The organism is Pseudomonas auratipiscis (genome assembly GCF_036324085.1).
Taxonomy (GTDB): domain Bacteria; phylum Pseudomonadota; class Gammaproteobacteria; order Pseudomonadales; family Pseudomonadaceae; genus Aquipseudomonas; species Aquipseudomonas auratipiscis.
Genome location: NZ_JAZDCU010000009.1, coordinates 79,664 through 104,842, shown reverse-complemented (window position 1 = coordinate 104,842; position 25,179 = coordinate 79,664). Strand labels below are relative to the sequence as shown.

Below are 25,179 nucleotides of genomic sequence, written 5' to 3'. Positions count from 1 at the left end.
GTTCACCCTTTACTACCAAGGAGTAAACCATGACCAGCATCACTCAGCTCAGCCCTGCTGGCGTTACCGAGATGGACCTGCAACTGCTGCGCCGCGCCATCGATTTGTCCACTGCGTCCCGGCAGCGCGGCCGCCACCCCTTCGCCGCCCTGGTGGCCGATCGCGATGGCAATGTGATTGCCGAAGCTGGCAACAACTCCATGCCTCCGGAAGGTGATCCGACTCAACACGCCGAACTGGTCGCGGCCGCCAACGCGGCCAAGCGGCTCGACCCTCAAGCACTGGCCAGTTGCACCTTGTACACCAGCGCCGAGCCTTGCTGCATGTGCGCCGGCGCGGTGTATTGGACGGGTATCGGCCGAGTGGTGTACGCCTTGTCCGAGCATGCCTTGCTCGGCTTGACGGGCGATCACCCGGAAAACCCGACTTTCTCACTGCCGTGTCGCGAAGTGTTCGCCAAAGGCCAACGCAAGGTCAGCGTGTTCGGCCCAATGCTTGAAGATGAAGCTGCCGCGCCGCACAAGGGCTTTTGGTCATGAATGGCGGAATCTCCATCCATGTCGTGGATGTCGCCAGCGGTTGCGTGGCACAAGGGCTGGAAGTACGCCTGGAGCGATTGGATGCAGCACGGCGTGAGCTGATCTGTGCCGGCCGTATCGGCAGTAATGGGCTGCTGGCTGAGCTAGCTGATCTCAGTGAGTGTTGCCCTGCAGGGGTATACGAGGTCAGCTTGCAGGTTGCCAACTTCTACCGGGCCCAGGGGACTGCGCTACCAGCGCAGCCGTTTCTGGATGAGCTGGTGTACCGCTTCGGCGTTGGCGAACCAACCCAGCACTACCATTTACCGTTCAAATTGACCGCCTGGGGCGTTTCCTGTTTTCGCGGTGGCGCCTGACGCTCGGCTCGACGCACATTCGTGCGTCGAGCCTCGGCCTTGATCTTCAGGCATTCAGTTGCTGCAACAGCACTTGCAGCGGATGGCGCAGGGTGCGATCAGCCTGGCGCTTGACCTGGCTGCGGCACGAATAGCCGGTCGCCAATGCTTCACCTTCCTTATCCAACTTGCTGGCCCAGGACTGTTCGAAGATGGTCTTCGACGTTTGCTGATTGCGTGCTTCATGGCCGTAAGTGCCCGACATTCCGCAGCAACCGGTGGCCTCGGTGGACAGTTTCAGGCCCACGCGCGCAAACACCTGCTCCCACTGGCGCGTGCTGGCCGGTACGTTGGTCTTCTCGGTGCAGTGAGCCATGAGTCGGAAAGTACCCGTCGTTCTGCCTGGTTGCTCAGGCAGCACCTCCATCAGCCACTCCTGTGGCAACAGGACTTTCGGGCATTCACCCAGGCCAGGAACCTTCAGGTACTCCTGGCGATACACCAGGGTCATCGCCGGGTCCAGGCCAACCAGCGGCACACCGCAATCTGCCAAGGCACTGAGCTGACGGGCGTTACGAATAGCCGCCTTGTTGAACGCGCCGAGAAAGCCCTGCACGTGCAGCGGCTTGCCGTTGGCGCTGTACGGCGCCAGGTAGATACGTTGACCAAGGCGGTAAGCCAGGTCGATGAAGGCGGCCAACACCGGCGTTTCGAAGTAGCGGGTGAAGGCATCCTGAACCAGGACGATACTGCGCTCGCGCTGCGCTGGAGTGAGCTCGCGCAGGGTCGGGATGCTGGCCATGCGCACGTTGCAACGGGTCAGCGTCGCTTGCAGGTTGTAGCGGCTGATCAAGGGACTGTCGAGCATGCCGACCTGCTGTTCCAGCAGTTTGCTCACCCACTTGGAGCCCATCACCGCGTTATACAAACCGGGGGCGTGGGCCAGGTATGGAATGCTGAACTCCAGTGAGCCGATCAGATAATCACGCAGGGGGCGCTGGTAGCGCCCGTGGTACAGCTCAAGAAAGCGCGAGCGGAATTCCGGCACATTGACCTTGATAGGGCATTGGCCAGCACAGGATTTGCACGCCAGGCAACCGGCCATGGCGTCGTAGACTTCATGGGAAAAATCCGCCTCGCCTTTGCTGCGCGAAAAATTATTGCGCAAGCGTGCTGGCAGGCCCTTGACCCAATCGAGCTTGCCCTGCGCAGTCGCCAGCACATCGATGTTGGCAGCGCCCTGCAGGCGCAGCCATTCACGGATCAGCGAAGCGCGACCCTTAGGTGAATGCTGGCGCTCACGGGTGGCCTTCCATGACGGGCACATGGCGTCGTTGGGATCATAGTTGTAGCAGGCGCCGTTGCCGTTGCAGTGCACGGCACTGCCAAAGCTTTGCCATACGCGCTCGTCGATCTGGCGGTCGAAGTCCCCTCGCAGCGGCGCCTCGTTGACCTTGATCAGGCCCTGGGCGCTATCGGGGGGTGTGCAAATCTTGCCGGGGTTGAGCTGGTTGTGCGGGTCGAACGCACCCTTGAGCGCTTGCAGCGACGGGTACAGTTCGCCGAAGTATTCCGGCACGTATTCCGAGCGCAAGCCTTTGCCGTGTTCACCCCAGAGCAGGCCGCCATAGCGCAGGGTCAAGGCGGCCACCGCATCGGAAATCGGCTTGACCAGCGCCGCCTGCGCCGGGTCCTTCATGTCCAGGGCCGGACGCACGTGCAGCACGCCGGCATCGACGTGGCCGAACATGCCATAGGCCAGGCCGTAACCGTCAAGCAAGGCACGGAACTCGGCAATGTAGTCCGCCAGTTGCTCCGGCGGCACCGCCGTGTCTTCCACGAACGGCTGCGGCCGCACTTCACCCTCGACGTTGCCGAGCAGACCCACCGAGCGCTTGCGCATGGTGTAGACCCGCGTCACCGCCTCGGCGCCTTCGGCCAGTGTGTGGCCCAGGCGTTCGACACCGGTGTCGGCCTGCAGGTGAGCGACGAAAGCCTGTACCCGGGCATTCACTTCCTGCGGGTCATCACCACAGAACTCGACCAGGTTGATCCCCAGGGTCGGGCGTTCGGCGTCAGCGGGGAAATACTCGGCAACGCTGTGCCAGACGATGTCTTTCATCGCCAGCATGAGCACCTTGGAGTCCACCGTCTCGATCGACAATGGCTTGTGCGCCATCAACGCATTGGCGTCTCGCAAGGCGTCCATGAAACTGCTATAGCGGACGTTGACCAACACGGCGTACTTGGGAATTGGTAGCACATTGAGCTTGGCCTCGACCACATACCCGAGCGAGCCTTCCGCACCGCACAACACACTGTTGAGGTTGAAACAGCCCTGCTCATCGCGCAGGTGCGCCAGGTCGTAACCGGTCAGGCAGCGGTTGAGCTTGGGGAAGATCTGCTCGATCAGCTCGGCCTTGGTTTCCTGAATGGTGCGAGCCGTGCGATACACCTCGCCGACACGGCCAGTTTCAGCACATGCCTGATCCAGTTCAGCCTCGTTCAAAGGCCGGGTATGCAGACGTTGGCCACCGAGCAGGACACTGTGCAACTCCAGCACGTGGTCACGGGTTTTGCCGTAGGTACAACTGCCCTGTCCGCTGGCATCGGTATTGATCATGCCGCCGACGGTGGCACGGTTGGAAGTGGAAAGCTCCGGCGCGAAGAACAGCCCATACGGTTTGAGCGCGGCATTGAGCTGGTCCTTGACCACCCCGGCCTGCACCCGTACCCAGCGCTCCTCGACATTGATTTCAAGAATGCTGTTCATGTGGCGCGACAGGTCGACCACAATGCCATCGGTCAGCGACTGACCGTTGGTGCCGGTACCGCCACCGCGAGGCGTGAGCTTGACCGCCTGGAAGCGCGGTTCGGCCATCAGCGCGGCAATACGCGCGACGTCATCGGCGTCCACAGGGAACACCGCCGCCTGCGGCAAGCGCTGGTAGATAGAGTTGTCCGTGGCCAGCACCGTGCGGGTCGCGTAGTCAGCACTGAGCTGGCCACGGAAACCGGCACTGCGCAGGGCTTCGAGGAAATCAGGGTAAAGAGTGGCCGGTGCGGTGCCGGTCAGTCGGGCGATCATCGGTGGATGGCCTCATTTATGTCAGGCTAATCGAGAATACTTGCTGAAACGGTATGGTCAGTACACCGCCAGGTAGTGGATGATGCCAATGATCCCGCAGCCTTGAGCCAGGCACAAACGGATATTCCCGCAGCCTTTGATGACTTTTACGAATGAATTACCGCAACCTCACCCCATCCATGTCTTTACTGCTGGCGTTCGAGGCCGCGGCGCGCTATGAAAGCTACACCCGCGCCGCCGTGGAGCTATCGCTGACCCAAAGCGCAGTCAGCCGCCAGGTCCAGGCGCTTGAGCAACACTTGGGCGTGACACTGTTCCGGCGCGAAGGCCGCACGGTAAAGCTCACCGACGTCGGGCGGCTGTACCAGCGTGAAATCAGCGAGGCCCTGGGCCGCGTCCGCAGTGCCACCCTGCACGCTATCGCCCACCAGGCAGGGGGTGGCAACCTGCGCCTGGCAACCCTGCCGACTTTCGGCTCGAAATGGTTGCTGCCACGGCTGCACGCGTTCTACCGGAACCATCCAGAAGTACTGGTACACATCAATTCACGCATTGAACCGGTGGACTTCGCCACCAGTGGTATCGACGCCGCTATCGTCGTCGCGACCAGTGATCTGCCCGGGCTGATTTGTCATCGTTTGCATGCAGAAGAGTTGATGGTGATCCTCTCGCCCACCCTGGCCGCCTCGCGGCCGACCTGGAGCCCGCAGGACATCAGCCAGCAAGTCCTGCTCAGTGTGGCCAACAACGCCAATGCCTGGGGCGAGTGGTTTACCCATCACGGCCTGACCCACCACGCCATGCGCCTTGGGCCGAGCTTTGAATTGACGTCGCATCTGATCCAGGCGGTGCGTGCCGATATCGGCATCGGCCTGGTGCCACGCATCCTCATTACCGAGGAACTGGCCGGGGGTGAACTGAGCAGCCCCGCCCTGCCCTTTGCCAGCGCGCGCAGCTATTACCTGGTATACCCGCCGCGCAACCAGGCGCTGCCAGCACTGCAAGCGTTCCGTAGTTGGCTCCTGGAAAAAGCAGGCAGGGAACTTAGCGACTGAGATCGAGCGCGACGCCGCAACGTCGCGCTCGTTGGCCCTTAATGCGGGGCGCGGGGAATGGTCTTGAGCAAGTCTTCAGGACTGATGTGCCCGACCACTTGCTGACTGCCCGGTTGCGGCAAATCGAAGATGTGACCCTTCATCTTGCCGATCACATGCATTTCGCAAGGCTTGCAGTCGAACTTCAACGTCAGCACCTCGTCACCGTGGATCAACTGCATCGGTGCAACCTTGGTGCGCACACCCGTTACGCCCTTGGCCTGCTTGGGGCACAAGTTGAAAGAGAAACGCAGGCAGTGCTTGGTGATCATCACCGGCACTTCGCCTTTCTCTTCGTGGGCCTCGTAAGCGGCGTCAATCAGCTTGACCCCGTGACGGTGATAGAAGTCGCGAGCCTTCTGGTTGTAGACGTTGGCCAAAAATGACAGGTGCGACTCCGGGTACACCGGCGGCGGATTGCTCTCTGCTTTGCGCCCACCCCGTGGATGCGCGGCAATGCGCGCAGCCGTAAGGGATTCGATGACTTCACGACGCAAGGCTTTAAGCTGCGAGTTGGGAATGAAGTATGCCTGTGGCGCATCCAGGTCGATGGCGGTGGCATGGTATTGAGTGGTACCCAACTGACCAAGCAGATCGTGCAGTTGCTCCAACGCCTGCTCCGGCTTGTTGGCGACCCCGAACGGGCCGTCAAGCGTAATGCTGGCGCTGACGCCCTCCTCGCTGGTGGCAGTCAATTGCAGGCTGCTTTCGGTCAAGCGCGCCGCCCACGCCAGGCCGATGCGACGCTCGGCAGAGGTTTTCTGCAGGGCTTGCTGCCAGTTGTGGTCCAGGTTGCGGCTCAACGGATGATTTGGCCGTAGCTGGTACATGCCCTTAGGCATTTCGTTGGGTTCGACACGATAGCGGTAGCGCTTCTCGCCGTCTTCATCGAACTCGCCTTTCGGCTCGGCGATGTTGGCGCGAAAGCCAACCACTTCACGTTTGACCAGCACATTGAGGCCGTCACCGTTGGACAGTGGCTCATGGGTGACGACTTGCATGTCACGCTTGCCGACTTTCTCCACCACGCCGACCGCCAAACCAGTGAAGGTTGGCGAGTCGAAGGCGCCGATATCGATCTTGCGCTCACTGACGAAGTAGTCGGTACTGCCACGGTGAAAGGTTTTATCCGGGTCGGGCACGAAGAAGTGCGCGGTGCGACCACTGGAGGCGCGCGCCAGGTCCGGGCGATCTTCAAGGACTTCGTCCAGGCGCTGACGGTAATAGGCGGTGATGTTCTTCACATAGCCCATGTCCTTGTAACGCCCTTCGATCTTGAACGAGCGAACACCCGCCTCGACCAGAGCGCGGATGTTGGCGCTCTGGTTGTTGTCCTTCATCGACAGCAGGTGCTTCTCATAGGCAATCACACCGCCTTTTTCGTCCTTGAGGGTGTACGGCAGACGGCAGGCCTGAGAGCAGTCGCCACGGTTGGCACTGCGACCGGTCTGAGCGTGGGAAATGTTGCATTGCCCCGAGAAAGCTACACACAACGCGCCATGGATGAAAAACTCGATGGCAGCATCGGTCTCGTCGGCAATCGCGCGAATTTCCTTGAGGTTCAGCTCTCGGGCCAGTACCAGTTGCGAGAAACCGGCCTGATCGAGAAATTTGGCCCGCGCCAGGGTACGGATGTCTGTCTGCGTACTGGCGTGCAGCTCGATCGGTGGGATATCCAGTTCCATCACGCCCAGGTCCTGGACGATCAGCGCATCGACACCGGCATCGTACAACTGGTGGATCAGCTTGCGCGCCGGCTCCAGCTCGTTGTCGTGAAGGATGGTGTTGATGGTGGTGAACACCCGCGCGTGATAGCGGTGGGCAAACTCCACCAACTGGGCGATATCGCTGACCTCGTTGCAGGCGTTGTGGCGGGCGCCGAAGCTTGGGCCACCGAGGTACACGGCGTCGGCGCCATGCAAGATGGCCTCACGAGCGATGGCCACATCGCGGGCAGGGCTGAGCAGTTCGAGGTGATGCTTGGGTAAGGACATGTTTTTTTAGTCAGGCTTGGCACGGTCAAGGCGCGCATTGTAGCGCGAAACGTACGATGGGACCCCCTACCCTGCCGGATGGCACGGTTGAGGAGTCTGCATACGTGCCACTGACCTGGCGCACAAGCCCGCCGCGGTTCAAGCCTTGGCAGCCATCGCCGTCACTTCCACGCGCATACCCTCAACCGCCAGCGATGCCACGCCAACAGCGGCGCGTACCGGCCACGGTTTGGCGAAGAAACGTTGGTAGACGTCGTTGAAAGCGCCGCGATCAGCCATGTCGGTCAGGTAGATGGTCAGGTGCAACACCCGATCCATCGAGCTGCCAGCTCGCTCCAGGGCAACCTTGAGTGCTTGCAGGGTGCACTCACTCTGCAAGGTGATATCGCCCAATTCCAGGCTGCCATCGGCGCGCGTCGGAATCTGGGTGGAAACCAGCATGCCGCCAAAACCGGCAACATCACTGGAAATGGATTCCGGATCGGGGTCAGGCGTGAAGGTGATGTCGTGGTTTGCCATGTGAGAATTTCCTGCTGAATAAGTAATCGCTACGATGATGCAACAGTAACCAGCTGTTTTAAAAACAAATTTTTTGCTTGAGGACTTCACAGACGGCGCAAAAGTTGTTAAATTCGCGGCCATTCCTGCTACAGCAGCGAATGCAGCAATCTCTTCAAATGAGTGCCAGACACTCATCGCAACATCTACAGGGGCGTCGCCAAGCGGTAAGGCAGCAGGTTTTGATCCTGCCATGCGTTGGTTCGAATCCAGCCGCCCCTGCCATTTCCTTCTTCAAATCCAAAGCTATCTCACGCCGACTCCCGTCGAAAGCAAGCGCGCCTGCAGCACAACACTCAGCAATAGGCCGGGATTGACGCTGTTCAGCGCCAACCCCAACCTGCCGGTTACTTGCCGACTACCAGTGGCGGCGTGCGCGGCGGCACCACGCGCCTGGAACCGGTGGACTCGAATGCCGAAGCCAGGCGCAGCAGCGACGAATCGTCATAGGCACGCCCGGCGAAGGTCAGCCCGACGGGCATACCAATGTCCGCCATCACCCCCATCGGCACTGTTACCGTCGGCACGCCCAGGTGTCGGATAGCCAGGTTGCCGTTGGCAACCCACACGCCGTTGCTCCAGGCTATATCGGCCGATGCCGGGTCGACATCGGAATTGGCCGGGGCAACGTCGGCGACCGTCGGAAACAGCACGGCATCGAGCTGGAGGCGATCCATCCACTCTTCAAGGTCGATACGACGGGTTGTCTCCAAACCACGCAAGCCATCAGGCACGGTGCCGATCTGATCCCAAGGCGTGATGCCCCGCTCCGCCATGCGCACGTACTCATCCATACCTGCAGCAAGATCGCCCTCGCGATTTGGCAAGGTGCCCGGATCATGGGGAAAAATCTTTGCACCCTCGACATCGACCAGGCGGTTCAACTTTGGGTCGCCATTGGCCTGGAGAAAATCGTCAAACGCCCAGGCAGTCAGGTCCCACAGTTCATGGTGCAGGAACTCCTTGGAAACCAGGCCACGATTGAACACTGTCGGCGCGCCGGGACGATCCCCTTCGCAATTGGAGACCAACGGAAAATCCACCTCGATCACCTCGGCGCCCGCCGCTTCCAGCGCCTTGCGGGCCTCCTCCCACAGTGCGATTACCGTCGGCCGAGTATTGATACGTTGACCTGTTGGTCCGCCGATACCCGGCGCTTCGCTGGTGCCCGCGTCGGGATCGGCATTGATGTACATACGCGGAATGCCCAGGCGCTTGCCGTTGAGCGATGCAGCATCGACGGCCAACTCCAAATACGAAGCCGGTCGCACCGACGCCACACTCGGAATCGGTACCCAAGGCTGCATCCGCCACAGATCACCACGGGTATCGGGGTCTTCGGCGACCACCACATCGAGTACTTCGAGCAGGTCGGTCATGGTTCGGGCAAAGGGCACGACCACGTCCATGGTGGGCGTCAGCGGCCAGTTGCCGCGCACCGAAATTACCCCGCGTGAAGGGGTGTAGGCACACAGGCCGTTGTTCGATGCAGGTCCGCGACCGCTCGACCAGGTTTCCTCAGCCAGCCCGAAAGCTGCAAAGCTGGCAGCAGTGGCAGTGCCTGCGCCATTGGATGAGCCCGATGCGAAAGGCGCAGTGAGGTAGTCGGCGTTGTACGGGCTTTCAGCCCGGCCATACACCCCACGCTGCATACCGCCGTTGGCCATGGGCGGCATGTTGGTCTTGCCCAGGCAGATCGCCCCTGCGGCACGCAGGCGCTCAATGGTGAAGGCATCGCGATAGGCAACCAGTTCGGCAAAAGCCGGGCTTCCCGAGGCAGCGGTGAGCCCCTTCACCAGATAACTGTCTTTGGCTGTGTAAGGAATGCCATCGAGTGGCCCGAGGGATTCGCCCTTGGCCCGTCGCGCATCGGCTGCCCGCGCTTCATTGAGCGCTTCGGGGTTGCGTACCACCACTGCATTGAGCGCAGTCGTGGTTGCAGGGCCGTCATAGGCATCGATTCGGGCGAGGTATGCCTCAACCAATTCCACCGAGGTCGTGCTGCCGGATTCGAGCGCGGCGCGCAATTGCGCGATGGATACTTCAGTGACCTCGATCATGGGTTCACCTCCGATGGCTGGAGGTTGACGCCAGGACGTTCGCCATCACACTGAATACTGGGCACAGACACATCAATTCTCTCAAAACGGGTTTTCATATCGAGTCTCGTTGCACGCCATTACGCGATTCCGCGCATTGGCCACCATGAAAACCCGGCGTTGCTTTTAAAGCAACAGAGCAGCCGAAGGAACAGCCGGAGCAAAATGTACCAACTTGTTAATTAGCTTGCTAAGGGTATAATTCCGCCACTCCCCTCTTCGAGTTTTTTTCGACATGAAGCAAGCATCGCGCCCTGCTGGCGCCTCAACATTCATCCTTGCCGGCCTTGGCACCATCATCGCTGTGCTCGGTCTGGCGCTGGCCGCAGGTGGCGTGAAACTGCTCAGCTTGGGTGGCTCCTGGTACTTTCTGATCGGCGGCTTGGCAATGACCGGCGCCGGCTTGCTGGTCGCGCGCCGCAAACCAGTCGGCGCCTGGCTGTATGCCACCTTCCTTGTCGGCACGGCCATTTGGGCTGTGGCCGATGTCGGGCTGGAGTTCTGGCCGCTGTTCTCGCGCCTGTTCATGTTCGGCGCAATCGGCCTGGCAGTGGCGCTGGTCTACCCCATGCTGGCCCGCTCTGCAGGCGCAACACCTGGCCGCGGCGCTTATGCCATGGCAGGCGTCATGGCCGTGGCACTGGTGGTTGCAGCCGGCAATATGTTCGTCGCCCACCCCAGCGTCAGCCCAAGCGGCGACGGCCCCGGCTTGACCCCGGTCGACCCGGCCAAGGCGCAGAAGGATTGGGCGCATTACGGCAACACCGAAGGTGGCAGCCGCTTTGCCGCCCTTGACCAGATCAATCGCGACAACGTCAATGACTTGAAAGTGGCCTGGACCTATCACACCGGAGATGTCGCCATCAGTGACGGCAATGGCGCCGAAGACCAGCTCACCCCGTTGCAGGTCGGCAACAAGGTTTTCATCTGCACCCCTCACAACAACCTGATTGCCCTGGATGCCGACACCGGCAAAGAGCTGTGGAAGAATCAGATCAATGCCCAATCGGCGGTCTGGCAACGCTGCCGCGGCATGGCCTATTTCGATGCCAGCACACCAATCGTGCAACCTACCCAAGCCAACAGCTCGGCGATCATTGCCGCCAGCGTGCCGGCGGGCGCCAACTGCCAGCGACGACTGCTGACCAACACCATCGACGCCCGCCTGATCGCCGTTGACGCTGACACCGGCGAGTTCTGCCAGGGCTTCGGCAGCAACGGTCAGGTCGACCTCAAGGCCGGTCTCGGCAATGTCCCCGACAGCTACTATCAATTGTCATCTGCACCGCTGATGGCCGGTACCACCGTAGTTGTCGGTGGACGCGTCGCAGACAACGTGCAAACCGATATGCCAGGCGGCGTGATCCGAGGTTTCGATGTCATCAGCGGGCAAATGCGCTGGGCATTCGACCCGGGCAATCCCGAAGACCGTAACGCGCCAGACGCTGACAATACCTATGTTCGCAGCACGCCCAACAGCTGGGCGCCGATGTCCTACGACCCGGCGATGAACACTCTGTTCCTGCCGATGGGCAGCTCGTCTACCGACATCTATGGGGTCGAGCGTAGCGAGCTGAACCACAAGTACGGCGCTTCAATACTGGCACTGGACGCTACCAGCGGTGAAGAAAAGTGGGTGTACCAGACCGTGCACAACGATCTCTGGGATTTTGACCTGCCCATGCAACCGAGCCTGATCGACTTCACCAAGGCCGATGGCCAAACCGTGCCAGCGGTGGTGATCGGCACCAAGGCCGGGCAGATTTTTGTACTCGATCGCGCTACCGGCAAGCCGCTGACCCAGGTCGAAGAAGTCGCCGTCAAGCCGAGCAACATCCCCAACGAACCCTACTCGCCAACCCAGCCAAAATCGGTTGGCATGCCACAGATCGGAGCCCAACAACTGACCGAGTCGGACATGTGGGGCGCCACGCCGTACGATCAATTGCTGTGTCGCATCAACTTCAAGAAAATGCGCTACGACGGCCTCTATACCGCGCCGGGCACCGACCTGTCACTGAGTTTCCCAGGCTCGCTTGGAGGCATGAACTGGGGCAGTATTTCTACCGACCCGGTGCATGGCTTTATCTTCGTCAACGACATGCGCCTGGGCCTATGGATTCAGATGATTCCATCGCAGAACAAGGCTCAGGCCAGTTCCGGCGGCGAAGCACTTAACACCGGCATGGGCGCCGTGCCGCTCAAGGGTACGCCCTACGCGGTGAACAAGAACCGCTTCCTGTCAGTGGCCGGCATTCCTTGCCAGGCGCCGCCGTTCGGCACTCTGACTGCCATCGACATGAAAACCCAGAAAGTTGCCTGGCAGGTACCCGTAGGCACGGTCGAAGACACCGGCCCCCTGGGTATCCGTATGCACTTGCCGATCAAAGTTGGCCTGCCGACCCTTGGCGGCACCCTGTCGACTCAGGGCGGGCTGATATTCATTGCCGGCACTCAAGACTTCTATCTGCGCGCTTTCAACAGCGGCAACGGTGAAGAAATCTGGAAAGTCCGCCTACCCGTCGGCAGCCAGGGTGGCCCGATGACCTACGTGTCGCCGAAAACCGGCAAGCAGTACATCGTGATTACCGCAGGTGGTGCCCGCCAGTCGACCGATCGCGGCGACTACGTCATGGCCTACGCCCTGCCGTAACCACGCCACTGCTGTATGGCGCGGCGCCTGGGTGCCGCGCCCCTGCCCTTGTCTTTTCTCGCGATTCTTTTCAGATAGGTTGTGCATGTCCCGCGCTTTTCGCTTCTCTCGCCCTCGCCTGCTTACCGGCCCGCTATTGACCCTAACGTGCATCACCTTCCAACCCGCGCTGGCCAACGAGGCGGACCTGATGACCCGCAGCAGCCTCAGCGGTGACTGGGGTGGCCTGCGTCACCGACTGGACAGCCAAGGCATCAAATTCACTGGCGACTACAGTGGCGAGACTGCCTACATCGCCGAGGGTGGCCTGCATCGCTCCGCCAGGTACTCGCAAAACATCAAACTTGGCGTGCAATTCGATCTGGGCAAGCTTTATGGCCTGGATAACGGCGGCAAGCTGCAAATGACCATTAATGATCGTCGCGGCAACAGTGCTTCTGAAGACTTGGTAGGCAACCGTCTGCCTATCCAGGAAAACTTCGGTGGTCTCTATACCCGCCTGACCGAATTGAGTTACGAGCGCACCCTGTTCACCCCCGAGCTGAACGTCAAGCTGGGTTACATGGCCATGGGCAACGATCTGGGTGGCCTGGACAGCGGCATTCTCTGCAACTTCATGAACGCAGGTTTCTGCGGCCATCCGTTGAACATGTCCGGCGGTAGCGGCTGGACCAATTACCCCAACGCTCACCTCGGCGTGCGCCTGAAGTACGACCTGTCATCGACCTGGCAAGTGCGGGTCGCCGCGTTCAACGTTGATCCACAGAGCAACGGCAACTCCAGCCGCGCGTGGCACTTGGGACCCAAGCACACCACCGGCACTGTGCTGCCCCTAGAGCTGGTATACAAGCTGCAGGGCGAGTTGCCCGGTGAGTACAAGCTGGGCTACTACTACGACAGCTCCGACGCCAAGCGCATCGGCAGTGACAAGGAAGTCTCCGGTCGTGACGGCCATTACCTGCTGATCGACCAGGCCGTGTGGCATTCGCAAGCTTCGCCAGGGCGCAGCATGCATGCCTTTGGTCAGTACTCGGCAGCGAGCACCGCCGCGTCCCCGTTCAGCACGTGGTATGGCGTCGGCCTGGTCTTGTACAAGCCGTTCGAAGGTCGCGCGCGAGACACCCTCGCTATTGGCTACGGCCGCGCCGTGCCCAATCCGCGCAGCCGCGACGTCCAGCAAGATGCCGCCGCCGCCAATGGCGAAAGCTTTCCCAACCTCAACAGCGCCGAACAACTGATCGAACTCAGCTACGGCTATCAGGCTACCCCCTGGCTGACGCTGCGCCCGGATGTGCAATACATCATCGAGCCTGGGGCATTTTCCGCAGAGAAAATCGACAACGCCTTGGTGGTGGGAGTCCAAGTCAAAGCGAGTTTCTAAGCCTGCCCAAGTCGATTATGGTTCGAAAAGACAAGGCCCCGTCCATTTCTGGCGGGGCCTTGTTTTACCTACTGCCTAAAGTTCAAGCGCCGGTACCGGACCCGCGATTGGCGGTAGTCGTGGTACGCATCGAGGTCAGCAGGCAAATCGTGTTGATTTCATACTGCGCCGGTGCTGGCGACCGGTCAACGTCAAACCCTCTACCGTTTGTCAGACGATTTTGAGTACTACCATGGTCCAATCTATGACTGGCCGTTTCCCATCTGCACGGGATGTATTATCGTGGCTGCGTGCGCAATAAGAGACGCCTGTTCGTCAGGCATATGCAAATCGATTCGAGGGTGCCATGAGTAACGAAAGCATTAACTGGGACAAGCTGGGCTTCGACTACATCAAGACCGACAAGCGCTACCTGTCCTATTTCCGTAACGGCGAGTGGGACCAGGGCACCCTGACCGAAGACAACGTGCTGCACATCAGCGAAGGCTCAACTGCGCTGCATTACGGCCAGCAATGTTTCGAGGGTATGAAGGCCTACCGCTGCAAGGACGGTTCGATCAACCTGTTCCGCCCTGACCAGAACGCCCTGCGCATGCAGCGCAGCTGCGACCGCCTGTTGATGCCACAGGTACCGACCGAGCAGTTCATCGAAGCGTGCAAACAGGTGGTAAAAGCCAACGAACGCTTCGTCCCGCCGCACGGCAAAGGCGCCCTGTACCTGCGTCCGTTCGTAATCGGTGTAGGCGACAACATTGGCGTGCGTACCGCCCCGGAATTCATTTTCTCGATCTTCGCCATTCCGGTCGGCTCCTATTTCAAAGGCGGCATGACCCCGCACAAGTTCCTGATTTCCGACTACGACCGCGCCGCACCGCAAGGCACCGGTGCCGCCAAGGTTGGCGGTAACTATGCCGCCAGCCTGCAGCCCGGCTACAAAGCCAAGCAGGCCGGTTTTGCCGACTGCATCTACCTGGACCCACTGACCCACACCAAAATTGAAGAAGTCGGCTCAGCCAACTTCTTCGGGATCACCCCGGACAATAAGTTCATCACCCCGAAATCGCCGTCGGTATTGCCAGGCATCACTCGCCTGTCGCTGATGGAACTGGCCAAATCGCGTCTGGGCCTGGAAGTGATAGAAGGTGATGTGCTGATCGACAAGATCGGCCAGTTCAGCGAGGCCGGTGCCTGCGGTACTGCTGCGGTGATCACCCCGATCGGCGGCATCCAGTACAACGGCGAGCTGCATGTGTTCTACAGCGAAACCGAAGTCGGCCCGGTTACCCGCAAGCTCTACGATGAGCTGACCGGCATCCAGAGCGGCGACGTCGAAGCGCCAGCTGGCTGGATCGTCAAAGTAGCGTGACCCACAGACCCCGCCGATGGCGGGGTTTGTTTTTCTGCAGGCATGCGTTTATTCACGCTTGCAGTGCCTGATCCTCGCAGATGAATTTTTCTTTAACCCGGGCACCGCCTATTCTTTGGCACAATCAAGTCTCTACTCGCCGCCCAGGTACTAGCATGCCCCGCGTACTGACTATCGAAGACGACGCCGTGACCGCCCAGGAGATCGTCGCCGAGCTCACCAGCCATGGCCTGGAAGTGGATTGGGCCGATAACGGCCGTGAAGGCTTGGCCAAAGCCATAGCCGGTGGCTACGACCTGATCACGCTCGACCGCATGCTCCCCGAGCTGGACGGCCTGACCATCGTCACCACCCTGCGCAACCTGAAAATCGCCACGCCGATTCTGATGATCAGCGCACTGTCCGATGTCGATGAACGGGTGCGCGGCCTGCGTGCCGGTGGCGATGATTATCTGACCAAACCCTTTGCCTCGGATGAAATGGCTGCCCGCGTTGAAGTGCTGCTGCGGCGCAACAGCGTGCCCCTGGCGCAGACCCGCCTGCAGGTGGCCGACCTGCAACTGGACCTGATCAGCCATGAGGCCCGACGCGGGGAGCAGGCGCTGAACTTGCTCCCCACCGAGTACAAGCTACTGGAATTTCTCATGCGCCATGCAGGCCAGGTCATCACCCGGATGATGATCTTCGAAGAAGTCTGGGGCTATCACTTCGATCCCGGCACCAACCTGATTGACGTACACATCGGACGCTTGCGCAAAAAAATCGACGCGGCCGGTCAGACGCCCCTGATTCGAACCGTACGGGGCTCGGGCTATGCCATTGCCGAACCCGTCTAAGGGTTGGAGTTCCTCCACCAGTCGTCTGCTGGCGCTCTACAGTTTTTTGTTCGTGGCCTGGAGCAGCATCCTCATGGGGGTGCTGTATTTTGAGGTTTCCGGCTACCTGAACAAGCTCACCCGGCACTCGTTACAACAGCGCCAGCATTTGTTCGCGCACATGAGTGGCAAGCAACTGGACGACGCCTTGATCGCAAGCCAAGCCTTCGAAGAACGCAGCTTCGACGCCTACGGTTTGTTCGACGCACAGTTCAACCCATTGGCCGGACAGATCCGCCAGGTGCCGACCGACCTGGGGCTGGACGGCAAAATCCACGAGCTGAGCCGTTGTCTGGACGCCGATGATCCGCACCTACCTCGCGACAGTTGTGACGCCGTGGCCATCAAAGTGCGTGATGGCCGCTGGCTGGTGCTGGTACGCGACAACGGCTCGTTGTTTGTCGTGACCCGCATCATTCTTCATGCCCTGCTCTGGGGACTGTCACTGACGATCATCCCCGGGATTGCCGGCTGGTACCTGCTGCGCCGGCGACCGCTCAAACGTATTCGCGCCATTCAGGCGACTGCCGAACAGATCGTCGCAGGTGATCTTACCCAGCGCCTGCCACTGTCTCAGCGACGCGACGAACTGGACATGCTCGCAGCCATTGTCAACGCCATGCTCGATCGCATCGAACGCCTGATGCACGAGGTCAAGGGCGTATGTGACAACATCGCTCATGACCTGCGCACCCCGCTGACGCGCCTGCGTGCCCAGCTCTACCGGATACGCCAGCAGGCCGGGGACAATTCCGCGCAAGCCGACGCACTGGAGCAGGCGATTGGAGAAACCGACACCCTGATGGCGCGCTTTCGTGGCTTGCTGCGCATCAGCGAACTGGAAGACCGCCAGCGCCGGGCGGGATTTGTCGAGCTTGATCCGCGCGTCCTGTTGGTGGAAATGCACGACTTCTACCTGCCTTTGGCAGAGGACGGCGAGATTCAGTTGGCGCTGGAACTGCCCGCACAGCTACCGTCGCTCAATGGTGACCGCGAGCTGTTGTTCGAGGCGCTGGCCAATTTATTGGGCAATGCGATCAAATTTACCCCTGCCGGCGGCGCTGTACGCATGCGTGCCCGCAATGAGGCCGGCGTGGTGAGCATCGAGGTGGAGGACAGCGGCCCGGGAATTCCCGAGAGCGAGCGCGAAGCAGTGTTAAAGCGCTTTTATCGTAGCGAAGAAGGTCATCGTCACCCAGGCTTCGGGCTGGGGTTGTCGGTGGTTGCGGCGATTGTCGACCTGCATGGCTTTGCGCTTGAGATCGGGTCGAGTGAATTGGGCGGCGCGAGATTGGTGTTGCATTGCCGGACCGGGGTAATTCGTTAGAGCCATCGCGGGGCAAGCCCTGCTCCCACCGTGGGAGCGGGCTTGCCCCGCGAGTGTTCAGTCAGCCAGACGCCAGGTGGTCGCCCCTTTACTGTCTTCCAGCACCACGCCCATGGCGGTGATCTGGTCACGGATGCGGTCCGATTCTGCCCAGTTCTTGTCGGCACGCGCCTGCAGGCGCGCCTGGATCAACGCTTCGACCTCGGCGGCATCGACCTTGCCTTCGGCACCCGCGCGCAGGAAGTCGTCGGCCTCCAGTTGCAGTACACCCAACAAGCCTGCCAGCTCGCGAAGACGCGCAGCCAGACCGGCAGCCGCCTCAGGCTCGCTCTCGCGCAAGCGGTTGATCTCGCGCACCAGATCGAACAGCACCGCACAGGCTTCAGGCGTACCGAAGTCGTCGTTCATCGCCGCGGTGAAACGCTCGACGTAGGCTTCGCCACCCTTGGCTTGCACTCGCGGCAAGCCGCGCAATGCGTGGTAGAAGCGCTCCAGGGCGCCCTTGGACTCGCGCAGGCTGTCTTCGGAGTAGTTGATCGAGCTACGGTAGTGGCTCGACACCAGCAGGTAGCGGACCACCTCCGGGTGATATTTGTCGAGCACATCACGAATGGTGAAGAAGTTGTTCAAGGACTTGGACATCTTCTCGCCATTGATGCGAATCATGCCGCAGTGCATCCACGAATTGGCGTACTGCTTGCCGGTTGCAGCCTCGCTCTGGGCGATTTCGTTTTCGTGGTGCGGGAACTCCAGGTCGTTGCCACCGCCATGGATGTCGAAACTTTCACCCAGGCAGCAGGTGGACATCACCGAGCATTCGATATGCCAGCCAGGACGGCCTGGGCCCCACGGCGACTCCCAACTTGGCTCGCCCGGCTTGACGGCTTTCCACAGGACGAAGTCGAGCGGATCCTGCTTGGCTTCGTCCACTTCGATACGAGCACCAATACGCAAGTCTTCGATCTTCTTGCGTGACAACTTGCCGTAACCGACGAACTTGCCGACCCGGTAATACACATCACCGTTCGCCGCGGCGTAGGCAAAACCCTTGTCGATCAGGGTCTGGATCATCGCGTGCATGCCGGCGATATGGTCGGTGGCACGCGGCTCCTGATCTGGCGGCAAGATATTCAGGCGGCGCTCATCTTCGTGCATCGCATCTATCATGCGCGCCGTCAGGGCGTCGAACGACTCGCCGTTTTCATTGGCCCGGTTGATGATCTTGTCATCGATGTCGGTGATGTTGCGCACGTAGGTCAGGTCGTAGCCGCTGTAACGCAGCCAGCGCGTGACCAGGTCGAAGGCTACCATGCTGCGACCGTGGCCCAGGTGGCAGTAGTCGTACACGGTCATGCCGCAGACATACATGCGCACTTTGTTGCCATCGAGCGGCTTGAAAACTTCCTTGGTCTTGCTAAGCGTGTTGTAGATGTTAAGCACGAGCGTTCCTCAGCTGCCCCACGAATCGCGCAGGGTCACAGTCCGGTTGAATACCGGGCGACCCGGCTGGGAGTCTTTCAGGTCGGCGCAGAAATAGCCTTCGCGCTCGAACTGGAAGCGGTCTTCTGGCTGGGCCTGGCCCAGTGAAGGTTCCGCACGACAACCGGTGAGTACCTGCAGCGAATCGGAGTTGATATTGTCGAGGAAGCTGCCGCCGTCTTCGGTTTTCTCGGGATTGGCCGAGCGGAACAGACGGTCGTAAAGGCGCACTTCGCATTCGACGCTGGCTGCAGCCGGCACCCAGTGAATCACGCCCTTGACCTTGCGACCTTCAGGGTTTTTGCCCAGGGTGTCCGGGTCGTAGGAACAATGCAGCTCGACGATATTGCCATCAGCGTCCTTGATCGCCTCGTCGGCGCGAATCACGTAGCTGCCGCGCAGACGCACTTCACCGGCTGGCTCCAGGCGCTTGTAGCCTTTTGGCGGCTCTTCCATGAAGTCGTCGCGGTCGATGTAGATCTCGCGAGCGAACGGCAGCGCACGCACGCCCATGTCTTCTTTAGGGTGACGCGGCAGTTCGAGGTTCTCGACCTGGCCCTGCGGATAGTTGGTGATAACCACCTTCAAGGGACGCAGCACGCACATGGCGCGTGGCGCGGTGCGATCAAGGTCGTCACGGATGCTGAATTCGAGCATCGACATGTCGACCACACCGTCGGAACGGTTGGTGCCGATCATTTCGCAGAAGTTGCGGATCGATGCCGGGGTATAGCCGCGACGGCGAAAGCCCGACAGCGTCGACATGCGTGGGTCGTCCCAACCGTTGACGTGCTGCTCATCAACCAGTTGCTTGAGCTTGCGCTTGCTGGTGATGGTGTAGTTAAGGTTCAGGCGGCTGAATTCGTACTGGCGCGGCTTGGCCGGCACCGGCAAGTGGTCAAGGAACCACTCGTACAGCGGGCGATGACCTTCGAACTCCAGGGTGCAGATGGAGTGCGTGATGCCCTCGATAGCGTCCGACTGGCCATGGGTGAAGTCGTAGTTCGGGTAGATACACCACTTGTCACCGGTCTGATGGTGGTGAGCATGACGAATGCGGTACAGGATCGGGTCCCGCAGGTTCATGTTCGGCGAGGCCATGTCGATCTTGGCCCGCAGCACACGTTCACCGTCCTTGAACTCGCCTGCTTTCATGCGGGCGAACAAGTCCAGGTTCTCTTCGACGCTGCGCTCACGGAACGGGCTGTTCTTGCCGGGCTCGGTCAGGTTGCCACGGTATTCCTTGGCCTGCTCCGGGGTCAGGTCGCAGACGTAGGCATTGCCCGACTTGATCAGGTCCACGGCCCAGTCGTGCAACTGGTCGAAGTACTCGGAGGCGTAACGCACCGGGCCGGTCCACTGGAAGCCCAGCCACTGCACATCGCTCTGGATGGCATCGATGTACTCCTGGTCCTCTTTGGCCGGGTTGGTGTCATCGAAACGCAGGTGACAAGCCCCACCGAATTCCTGGGCCAGGCCGAAGTTCACACAAATCGACTTGGCATGGCCGATGTGCAGGTATCCGTTGGGCTCTGGTGGAAAACGGGTGACGATGCTGCTGTGCTTGCCCGAATCCAGGTCGGCCTGCACGATCGGACGCAGGAAGTTCGCAGGGATGGCGGGTGCGCCTTTGGCAGCGGCGTTAGGAGCGGTGTCGGCAGTGGGCTTGCTCATAGGATCCTTGAATACGGGTACACGGCCTGGGTAGGCCGACTGAATCAAAGCGCTTATCATAGCCGAAGCGGTCGAGCTGCCGACAGCTTCGGTCCGACAAACTGGCCCGATATTCGGCAGGCAATGCGAAAAAACTCCCGCGAACCACGTATCGCGGGCTGTAGACTGTGCGTCAGGTTTGTATCGCGATCCTGCGTAACCCCAATTCGAATGCCTTGAAAGAGCGAATTCCAGTATGTCCAAAGTCAAACTGAGCACCAACCACGGCGACATCGTCATTGAACTGAATGCCGAAAAAGCCCCGATCACCGTGGCCAACTTCATCGAATACGTAAATGCCGGTCACTACAGCAACACCGTATTCCACCGCGTAATCGGCAACTTCATGATCCAGGGTGGCGGTTTCGAGCCAGGCATGAAAGAAAAGAAAGACAAGCGTCCGAGCATCCAGAACGAAGCCGACAACGGCCTGAGCAACGACAAGTACACCATCGCCATGGCTCGTACCATGGAGCCGCATTCGGCGTCAGCACAGTTCTTCATCAACGTGACCGACAACAGTTTCCTCAACCACAGCGGCAAGAACGTGCAGGGCTGGGGTTATGCGGTATTCGGTAAAGTTACCGAAGGTACCGACGTTGTCGACAAGATCAAGGCTGTTTCCACCGGTTCCAAGTCTGGCCACCAGGACGTACCGGTCGAAGACGTGATCATCGAGAAAGCCGAGATCATTGAGTGATACTGCTGATCTCTGATCTGCACTTGCAAGAAGAACGCCCGGATATAACCCGGGCGTTTCTTGATCTGCTCGACGGCCGTGCGCGCCATGCCCAGGCGCTGTACATCCTCGGCGACTTCTTCGAGGCCTGGATCGGCGATGACGCCATGACGCCCTTCCAGACCAGTATTTGCCAGGCCCTGCGCGCCTTGAGCGACAGTGGTACCCAAGTCTACCTAATGCATGGCAACCGCGATTTCCTGATCGGCGAGGCCTTCTGCAAGGCTGCCGGCTGCACCCTGCTGAGCGACCCAAGTGTCGTGCAACTGGGCGGCGAGCCGGTGTTGTTGATGCACGGCGACAGCCTATGCACCCTTGATCTGGCCTACATGAAAATGCGCCGTTACCTGCGTAACCCGGTAAGCCTATGGCTTCTTCGGCACCTGCCGCTGAGCACCCGCCAGAAGCTGGCGCGCAAGCTGCGCAGTGAAAGCCGGGCGCAGACGCGAATGAAAGCCAACGACATAGTCGACGTGACGCCGGAAGAAGTTCCGCGGATCATGGCGCACTATGGCGTACGCACCCTGGTGCACGGCCACACCCACCGTCCGGCGATTCACAAACTGATGGTCGATGATCAACCGGCTCGGCGAATCGTGCTGGGCGATTGGGACCGCCAGGGTTGGGCACTGGAAGTGGATGAGCAAGGGTTTCAGTTGCAGCCGTTTGCTTTTCCTTGAGACTTGATCGCAGGGCAAGCCCTCTCCCACCCCTACGGCAGGAGCAGGCTTGTCCGGCGATTACTCAATGCCCCGCCGACGCCGGCCCTGCCTTGGCCGCAAACGGCGGCTTGGCCAGCCACACCAGTAAGATCAGCCCAGCAAACACCCAACCCATCATGGTGAAGTAATCCACCGTCGACATCATGTAAGCCTGACTGCTGAGCATTCGCTCCAACTGCGCAAAAGACTGTCCATTCACACCCCCGAGTTGATTGAGCGCTTCACGGGTGGCCGGCTCGTAGGTGCTGATGCTTTCGCTCAGGTAGGCGTGATGCTGGTCCGCGCGGCGAATCCACAACCAGGTCGTCAAGGATGCGGCGAAGCTGCCACCCAGGGTGCGCAGGAAGGTGGCTAGCCCGGAGCCGTCGGCGATCTGGTGCGGTGGCAAGTCCGACAACAGGATGCTCAAGGTCGGCATGAAGAACAGCGCCACGCCGATACCCATGAATAGCTGCACCAGGGCGATGTGCTGAAAGTCGACCTCATTGGTAAAGCCTGCTCGCATGAAACAACTGGTGCCGATGGCCAGGAACGCCAGGCCTGCCAGCAGGCGCAAGTCGATTCTGTGTGCATATTTACCGACGAACGGCGACATCAGTACCGGCAGCAATCCGATGGGCGCCACCGCCAGGCCAGCCCAGGTGGCGGTGTAGCCCATTTGTGTCTGCAACCACTGCGGCAGAATCAGGTTGATACCGAAAAAGCCCGCATAGCCTCCTACCAATACGATGGTGCCGATGCGAAAGTTGCGATGGACGAACAAGCGCAGATTGACCACCGGATGCTTATCGGTCAGTTCCCAGATGATAAAGATCGCCAGGAATACCACCGATATCAGACTGCCAACAATAATGAAATTGGACTCGAACCAGTCCAGGTCATTGCCCTTGTCCAACACCACCTGCAAGGCACCGACACCGACGATCAGGGTCAGTAGGCCGATGTAGTCCATCGGCTGGCGCTGGGTCGACACCGGACGCGTGCGCATCTGCTGGCGTACGACTGCCGCAGCGAACAGGCCGATCGGAACGTTGATGAAGAAGATCCACGGCCAACTGTAACTGTCGGTTATCCAACCGCCGAGGATCGGACCGGCGATCGGCGCCACGACCGTGACCATCGCCAGCAAGGCCAGGGCCATGCCGCGCTTGGCCGGCGGATAGACAGCGATCAACAATGTTTGGGTCATCGGATACAAAGGACCGGCAACGATCCCCTGCAAAACCCGGAAGCCCACCAACTCCGGCATCGACCGGGCGATACCACAGAGAAACGACGCCAGCACGAACAGCAAGGTGGCCCAGATAAACAGCTTCACTTCGCCGAAACGCCGGCTCAGCCAGCCGGTCAACGGCAAGGCAATGGCGTTACTCACCGCGAACGAGGTGATGACCCAGGTGCCCTGCTCGGTACTTACCCCCAGATTGCCGGAAATGGTCGGCAAGGCGACGTTGGCAATGGTGGTATCGAGCACCTGCATGAACGTTGCCAGCGACAACCCGATGGTGGTCAGCAGCAAGCTCGGCGGGGTGAATGAAGCGGTGTTGCTCATCGCACGGCCGTCTTGCTGGAGCCTTCACTGTTTTCATGGATCAACCGCGAGATCATGGCATCGGCTTCAACCAACTGGCGGTCATACACCTGGGTGGTAAACGATGCCTTTTGCGCAGGCACCTGGGCCAACACAGGGCCGCTCTGGTCATGCAGGTCAACGCTAACCTGGGTCGAAAGACCGATACGCAGTGGATGGGCGGCCAGTTGCTCGGCATTGATATGAATACGCACTGGCACCCGCTGGACGATCTTGATCCAGTTGCCAGTGGCGTTCTGCGCTGGCAGCAGCGCGAAGGCACTGCCGGTGCCGGCGCCGAGACTGTCGATGGTGCCGCTATACTTGACCTCGCTACCATACAAGTCAGCAACAATGTCTACCGGCTGACCGATGCGCATGTTGCGCAACTGGGTTTCCTTGAAGTTGGCGTCGATCCATAGCTGGTCCAGGGGAATCACCGCCATGGTTGCGGTACCGGGTTCCAAGCGCTGACCCAATTGCACGGTGCGCTTGGCCACATAACCTGTAACCGGCGCCACCAGAGTGGTGCGTGCGGCAGCTAGGTAGGCCTGGCGCAACTCGGCAGCCGCGGCCATCACCTGTGGATGGGACGAAACCACGGTGTCATCAACCAGCGCAGTGGTGGTATTGAGCTGCTGCTTGGCATTGATCAGCGAACTTTGTGCCGAGGCCAGATCATCACGGGCGTGAGACAGCTCTTCCAGGGAAATTGCCCCGCCCGCAGCAAGGGTCTTGCGTCGGTTGTAGTTTTCCTGGGCTTTGGTCTGTTCAGCCTGACGCGCCGCGACCTGAGCCCGCATGCCATCGACATTGCTGTACAACCCGCGCACCTGACGCACAGCACGGGCCAACTGCGCCTGCGCAGCCTGTAAACCCACTTCGGCATCACTGGGATCGAACTCAATCAGTACTTGGCCAGCATGAACCAGATCACCATCGTCGGCGCCGATGCTGACGACGGTACCGGTGATCAACGGCGTGATCTCTACAACGTTGCCGTTGACATAGGCATCGTCGGTTTCTTCATTCCATCGCCCGTAAAGCTCATGCCAGGCCCATACCGTGCCCCCGCCAAGCACGACCAGCAAGGCAAGGCCGAACAACCAGGTTTTGCGTTTTCGGGTGTTGTGGAGATCTTGCGCGCTGTTGGCGCTATCAGGCATGTCGCTCATTTCGCACCTACCCGCAGAGCTGTCAGGGTGTCGCCGGCTGCAAGCAATACTTTTGTCAGCAAGCCTTCAAGGGTTGCCAGTTCCGTTGCATCGAGCACGCCTACCAACTCATTCATTGCTGCTGCACCGATCTGCGGCAATTGGTCCGCCAGTTTCTGCCCTTCCTCGCTCAAACCAAGACGCACTTGACGCCGGTCATCCGGGCAACGCCGACGCTCGATCAATTGCTTTTGTTCGAGACGATCGAGCATGCGCGTCATCGAACCGCTATCCAGAGACAGATAACGGCACAGCTCGGCAGGGGTATCGACACCGTATTGGGAAACGATGATCAACACCTTGAACTGCGCGGCAGTGACGCCGAAGTCTTGCAGGTGGCTGTCGAGAATGCGGTCCTTGACCAGCGCGGCGCGCCCCAGGAGCAAGCCTATGGTGCAGGTCTGGAAGTTTTCGGGGGAGAAATGCTGCATGA

General features: G+C 60.2%; 19 protein-coding genes and 1 tRNA gene. 11 read left to right on the top strand and 9 right to left on the bottom strand.

Translation table 11 applies throughout. The features are described 5' to 3' along the window. The first annotated feature begins 29 nt into the window (after nucleotides 1–29). Both V0R60_RS14580 and V0R60_RS14575 read left to right on the top strand, forming a co-directional pair. On the top strand, nucleotides 30–539 hold the full coding sequence (locus V0R60_RS14580) for a nucleoside deaminase (RefSeq protein WP_136475420.1): 510 nt from the start codon (nucleotides 30–32) through the stop codon (nucleotides 537–539). Further along, nucleotides 536–895, top strand: coding sequence for a hydroxyisourate hydrolase (locus V0R60_RS14575; protein ID WP_330079430.1), 360 nt, complete (start codon nucleotides 536–538; stop codon nucleotides 893–895). The genes V0R60_RS14580 and V0R60_RS14575 overlap by 4 nt, the downstream gene beginning before the upstream one ends. 46 nt (nucleotides 896–941) lie before the next feature. Here the strand turns inward: V0R60_RS14575 and ydiJ are convergent, their stop codons facing one another. Beyond that, complete coding sequence (ydiJ, locus tag V0R60_RS14570; protein WP_330079429.1) at nucleotides 942–3,962, bottom strand: D-2-hydroxyglutarate dehydrogenase YdiJ; 3,021 nt, start codon at nucleotides 3,960–3,962, stop codon at nucleotides 942–944. Between the two features lie 152 nt (nucleotides 3,963–4,114). Between ydiJ and V0R60_RS14565 the strand changes: the two genes are divergently transcribed. Then, nucleotides 4,115–5,017 (top strand): LysR substrate-binding domain-containing protein, encoded by a 903-nt coding sequence (locus V0R60_RS14565; protein ID WP_136475417.1) that lies wholly within the window; start codon nucleotides 4,115–4,117, stop codon nucleotides 5,015–5,017. Between the two features lie 38 nt (nucleotides 5,018–5,055). Here the strand turns inward: V0R60_RS14565 and V0R60_RS14560 are convergent, their stop codons facing one another. Next, nucleotides 5,056–7,050, bottom strand: coding sequence for a peptidase U32 family protein (locus V0R60_RS14560; protein ID WP_136475416.1), 1,995 nt, complete (start codon nucleotides 7,048–7,050; stop codon nucleotides 5,056–5,058). A 138-nt stretch (nucleotides 7,051–7,188) separates the two neighbouring features. Next, nucleotides 7,189–7,569 (bottom strand): RidA family protein, encoded by a 381-nt coding sequence (locus V0R60_RS14555; protein ID WP_168198446.1) that lies wholly within the window; start codon nucleotides 7,567–7,569, stop codon nucleotides 7,189–7,191. A gap of 189 nt (nucleotides 7,570–7,758) precedes the next feature. Here V0R60_RS14555 and V0R60_RS14550 point away from each other — a divergent pair. Next, nucleotides 7,759–7,833, top strand: a tRNA-Gln gene (locus V0R60_RS14550). A gap of 122 nt (nucleotides 7,834–7,955) precedes the next feature. Here the strand turns inward: V0R60_RS14550 and V0R60_RS14545 are convergent. Beyond that, nucleotides 7,956–9,668, bottom strand: coding sequence for an amidase (locus V0R60_RS14545; RefSeq protein WP_330079428.1), 1,713 nt, complete (start codon nucleotides 9,666–9,668; stop codon nucleotides 7,956–7,958). A gap of 274 nt (nucleotides 9,669–9,942) precedes the next feature. On the opposite strand from V0R60_RS14545, the gene V0R60_RS14540 reads away from it, so the two are divergent. The 5 genes from V0R60_RS14540 to V0R60_RS14520 all read left to right on the top strand — a co-directional run bounded on the left by V0R60_RS14540 (nucleotide 9,943) and on the right by V0R60_RS14520 (nucleotide 17,309). Next, nucleotides 9,943–12,360, top strand: a complete 2,418-nt coding sequence (locus V0R60_RS14540; RefSeq protein ID WP_330079427.1) for a glucose/quinate/shikimate family membrane-bound PQQ-dependent dehydrogenase — start codon at nucleotides 9,943–9,945, stop codon at nucleotides 12,358–12,360. A gap of 85 nt (nucleotides 12,361–12,445) precedes the next feature. Continuing rightward, entirely contained in the window at nucleotides 12,446–13,741 is a 1,296-nt protein-coding gene (locus V0R60_RS14535) for a carbohydrate porin (RefSeq protein ID WP_375547267.1), read from the top strand. Nucleotides 13,742–14,087: 346 nt separating this feature from the next. Continuing rightward, on the top strand, nucleotides 14,088–15,107 hold the full coding sequence (locus tag V0R60_RS14530) for a branched-chain amino acid aminotransferase (protein ID WP_136475412.1): 1,020 nt from the start codon (nucleotides 14,088–14,090) through the stop codon (nucleotides 15,105–15,107). 155 nt (nucleotides 15,108–15,262) lie between these two features. After that, entirely contained in the window at nucleotides 15,263–15,943 is a 681-nt protein-coding gene (locus V0R60_RS14525; protein WP_136475411.1) for a response regulator transcription factor, read from the top strand. Then, nucleotides 15,921–17,309, top strand: coding sequence for a sensor histidine kinase (locus V0R60_RS14520; protein WP_330079426.1), 1,389 nt, complete (start codon nucleotides 15,921–15,923; stop codon nucleotides 17,307–17,309). The genes V0R60_RS14525 and V0R60_RS14520 overlap by 23 nt, the downstream gene beginning before the upstream one ends. Before the next feature lie 57 nt (nucleotides 17,310–17,366). Here the strand turns inward: V0R60_RS14520 and cysS are convergent, their stop codons facing one another. Further along, nucleotides 17,367–18,749, bottom strand: coding sequence for a cysteine--tRNA ligase (gene cysS, locus V0R60_RS14515; RefSeq protein WP_136475409.1), 1,383 nt, complete (start codon nucleotides 18,747–18,749; stop codon nucleotides 17,367–17,369). A gap of 9 nt (nucleotides 18,750–18,758) precedes the next feature. Then, a complete protein-coding gene (locus V0R60_RS14510) occupies nucleotides 18,759–20,462 on the bottom strand; it encodes a glutamine--tRNA ligase/YqeY domain fusion protein (RefSeq protein WP_330079425.1) in 1,704 nt (567 codons plus the stop codon). Between the two features lie 235 nt (nucleotides 20,463–20,697). Between V0R60_RS14510 and V0R60_RS14505 the strand changes: the two genes are divergently transcribed. Further along, nucleotides 20,698–21,201 carry a peptidylprolyl isomerase gene (locus V0R60_RS14505; protein WP_136475407.1) on the top strand — a complete coding sequence of 168 codons (504 nt, stop codon included), beginning with the start codon at nucleotides 20,698–20,700 and terminating at the stop codon, nucleotides 21,199–21,201. After that, nucleotides 21,198–21,920: a UDP-2,3-diacylglucosamine diphosphatase gene (lpxH, locus tag V0R60_RS14500; RefSeq protein WP_330079424.1), complete on the top strand. Its 723-nt coding sequence runs from the start codon at nucleotides 21,198–21,200 to the stop codon at nucleotides 21,918–21,920. The genes V0R60_RS14505 and lpxH overlap by 4 nt, the downstream gene beginning before the upstream one ends. A gap of 64 nt (nucleotides 21,921–21,984) precedes the next feature. On the opposite strand, the gene V0R60_RS14495 is transcribed toward lpxH, so the two are convergent. Genes V0R60_RS14495 through V0R60_RS14485 form a run of 3 tightly spaced genes read right to left on the bottom strand, consistent with a single transcriptional unit; the run spans nucleotide 21,985 to nucleotide 25,177 of the window. Then, nucleotides 21,985–23,514, bottom strand: a complete 1,530-nt coding sequence (locus V0R60_RS14495; RefSeq protein WP_330079423.1) for a DHA2 family efflux MFS transporter permease subunit — start codon at nucleotides 23,512–23,514, stop codon at nucleotides 21,985–21,987. Further along, a complete protein-coding gene (locus tag V0R60_RS14490; RefSeq protein ID WP_330079422.1) occupies nucleotides 23,511–24,707 on the bottom strand; it encodes an HlyD family secretion protein in 1,197 nt (398 codons plus the stop codon). The genes V0R60_RS14495 and V0R60_RS14490 overlap by 4 nt, the downstream gene beginning before the upstream one ends. Further along, the gene (locus tag V0R60_RS14485; protein WP_330079421.1) at nucleotides 24,704–25,177 is read right to left on the bottom strand and encodes a MarR family winged helix-turn-helix transcriptional regulator; all 474 of its coding nucleotides are present in this window, start codon (nucleotides 25,175–25,177) and stop codon (nucleotides 24,704–24,706) included. The genes V0R60_RS14490 and V0R60_RS14485 overlap by 4 nt, the downstream gene beginning before the upstream one ends. Nucleotides 25,178–25,179: the final 2 nt, after the last annotated feature.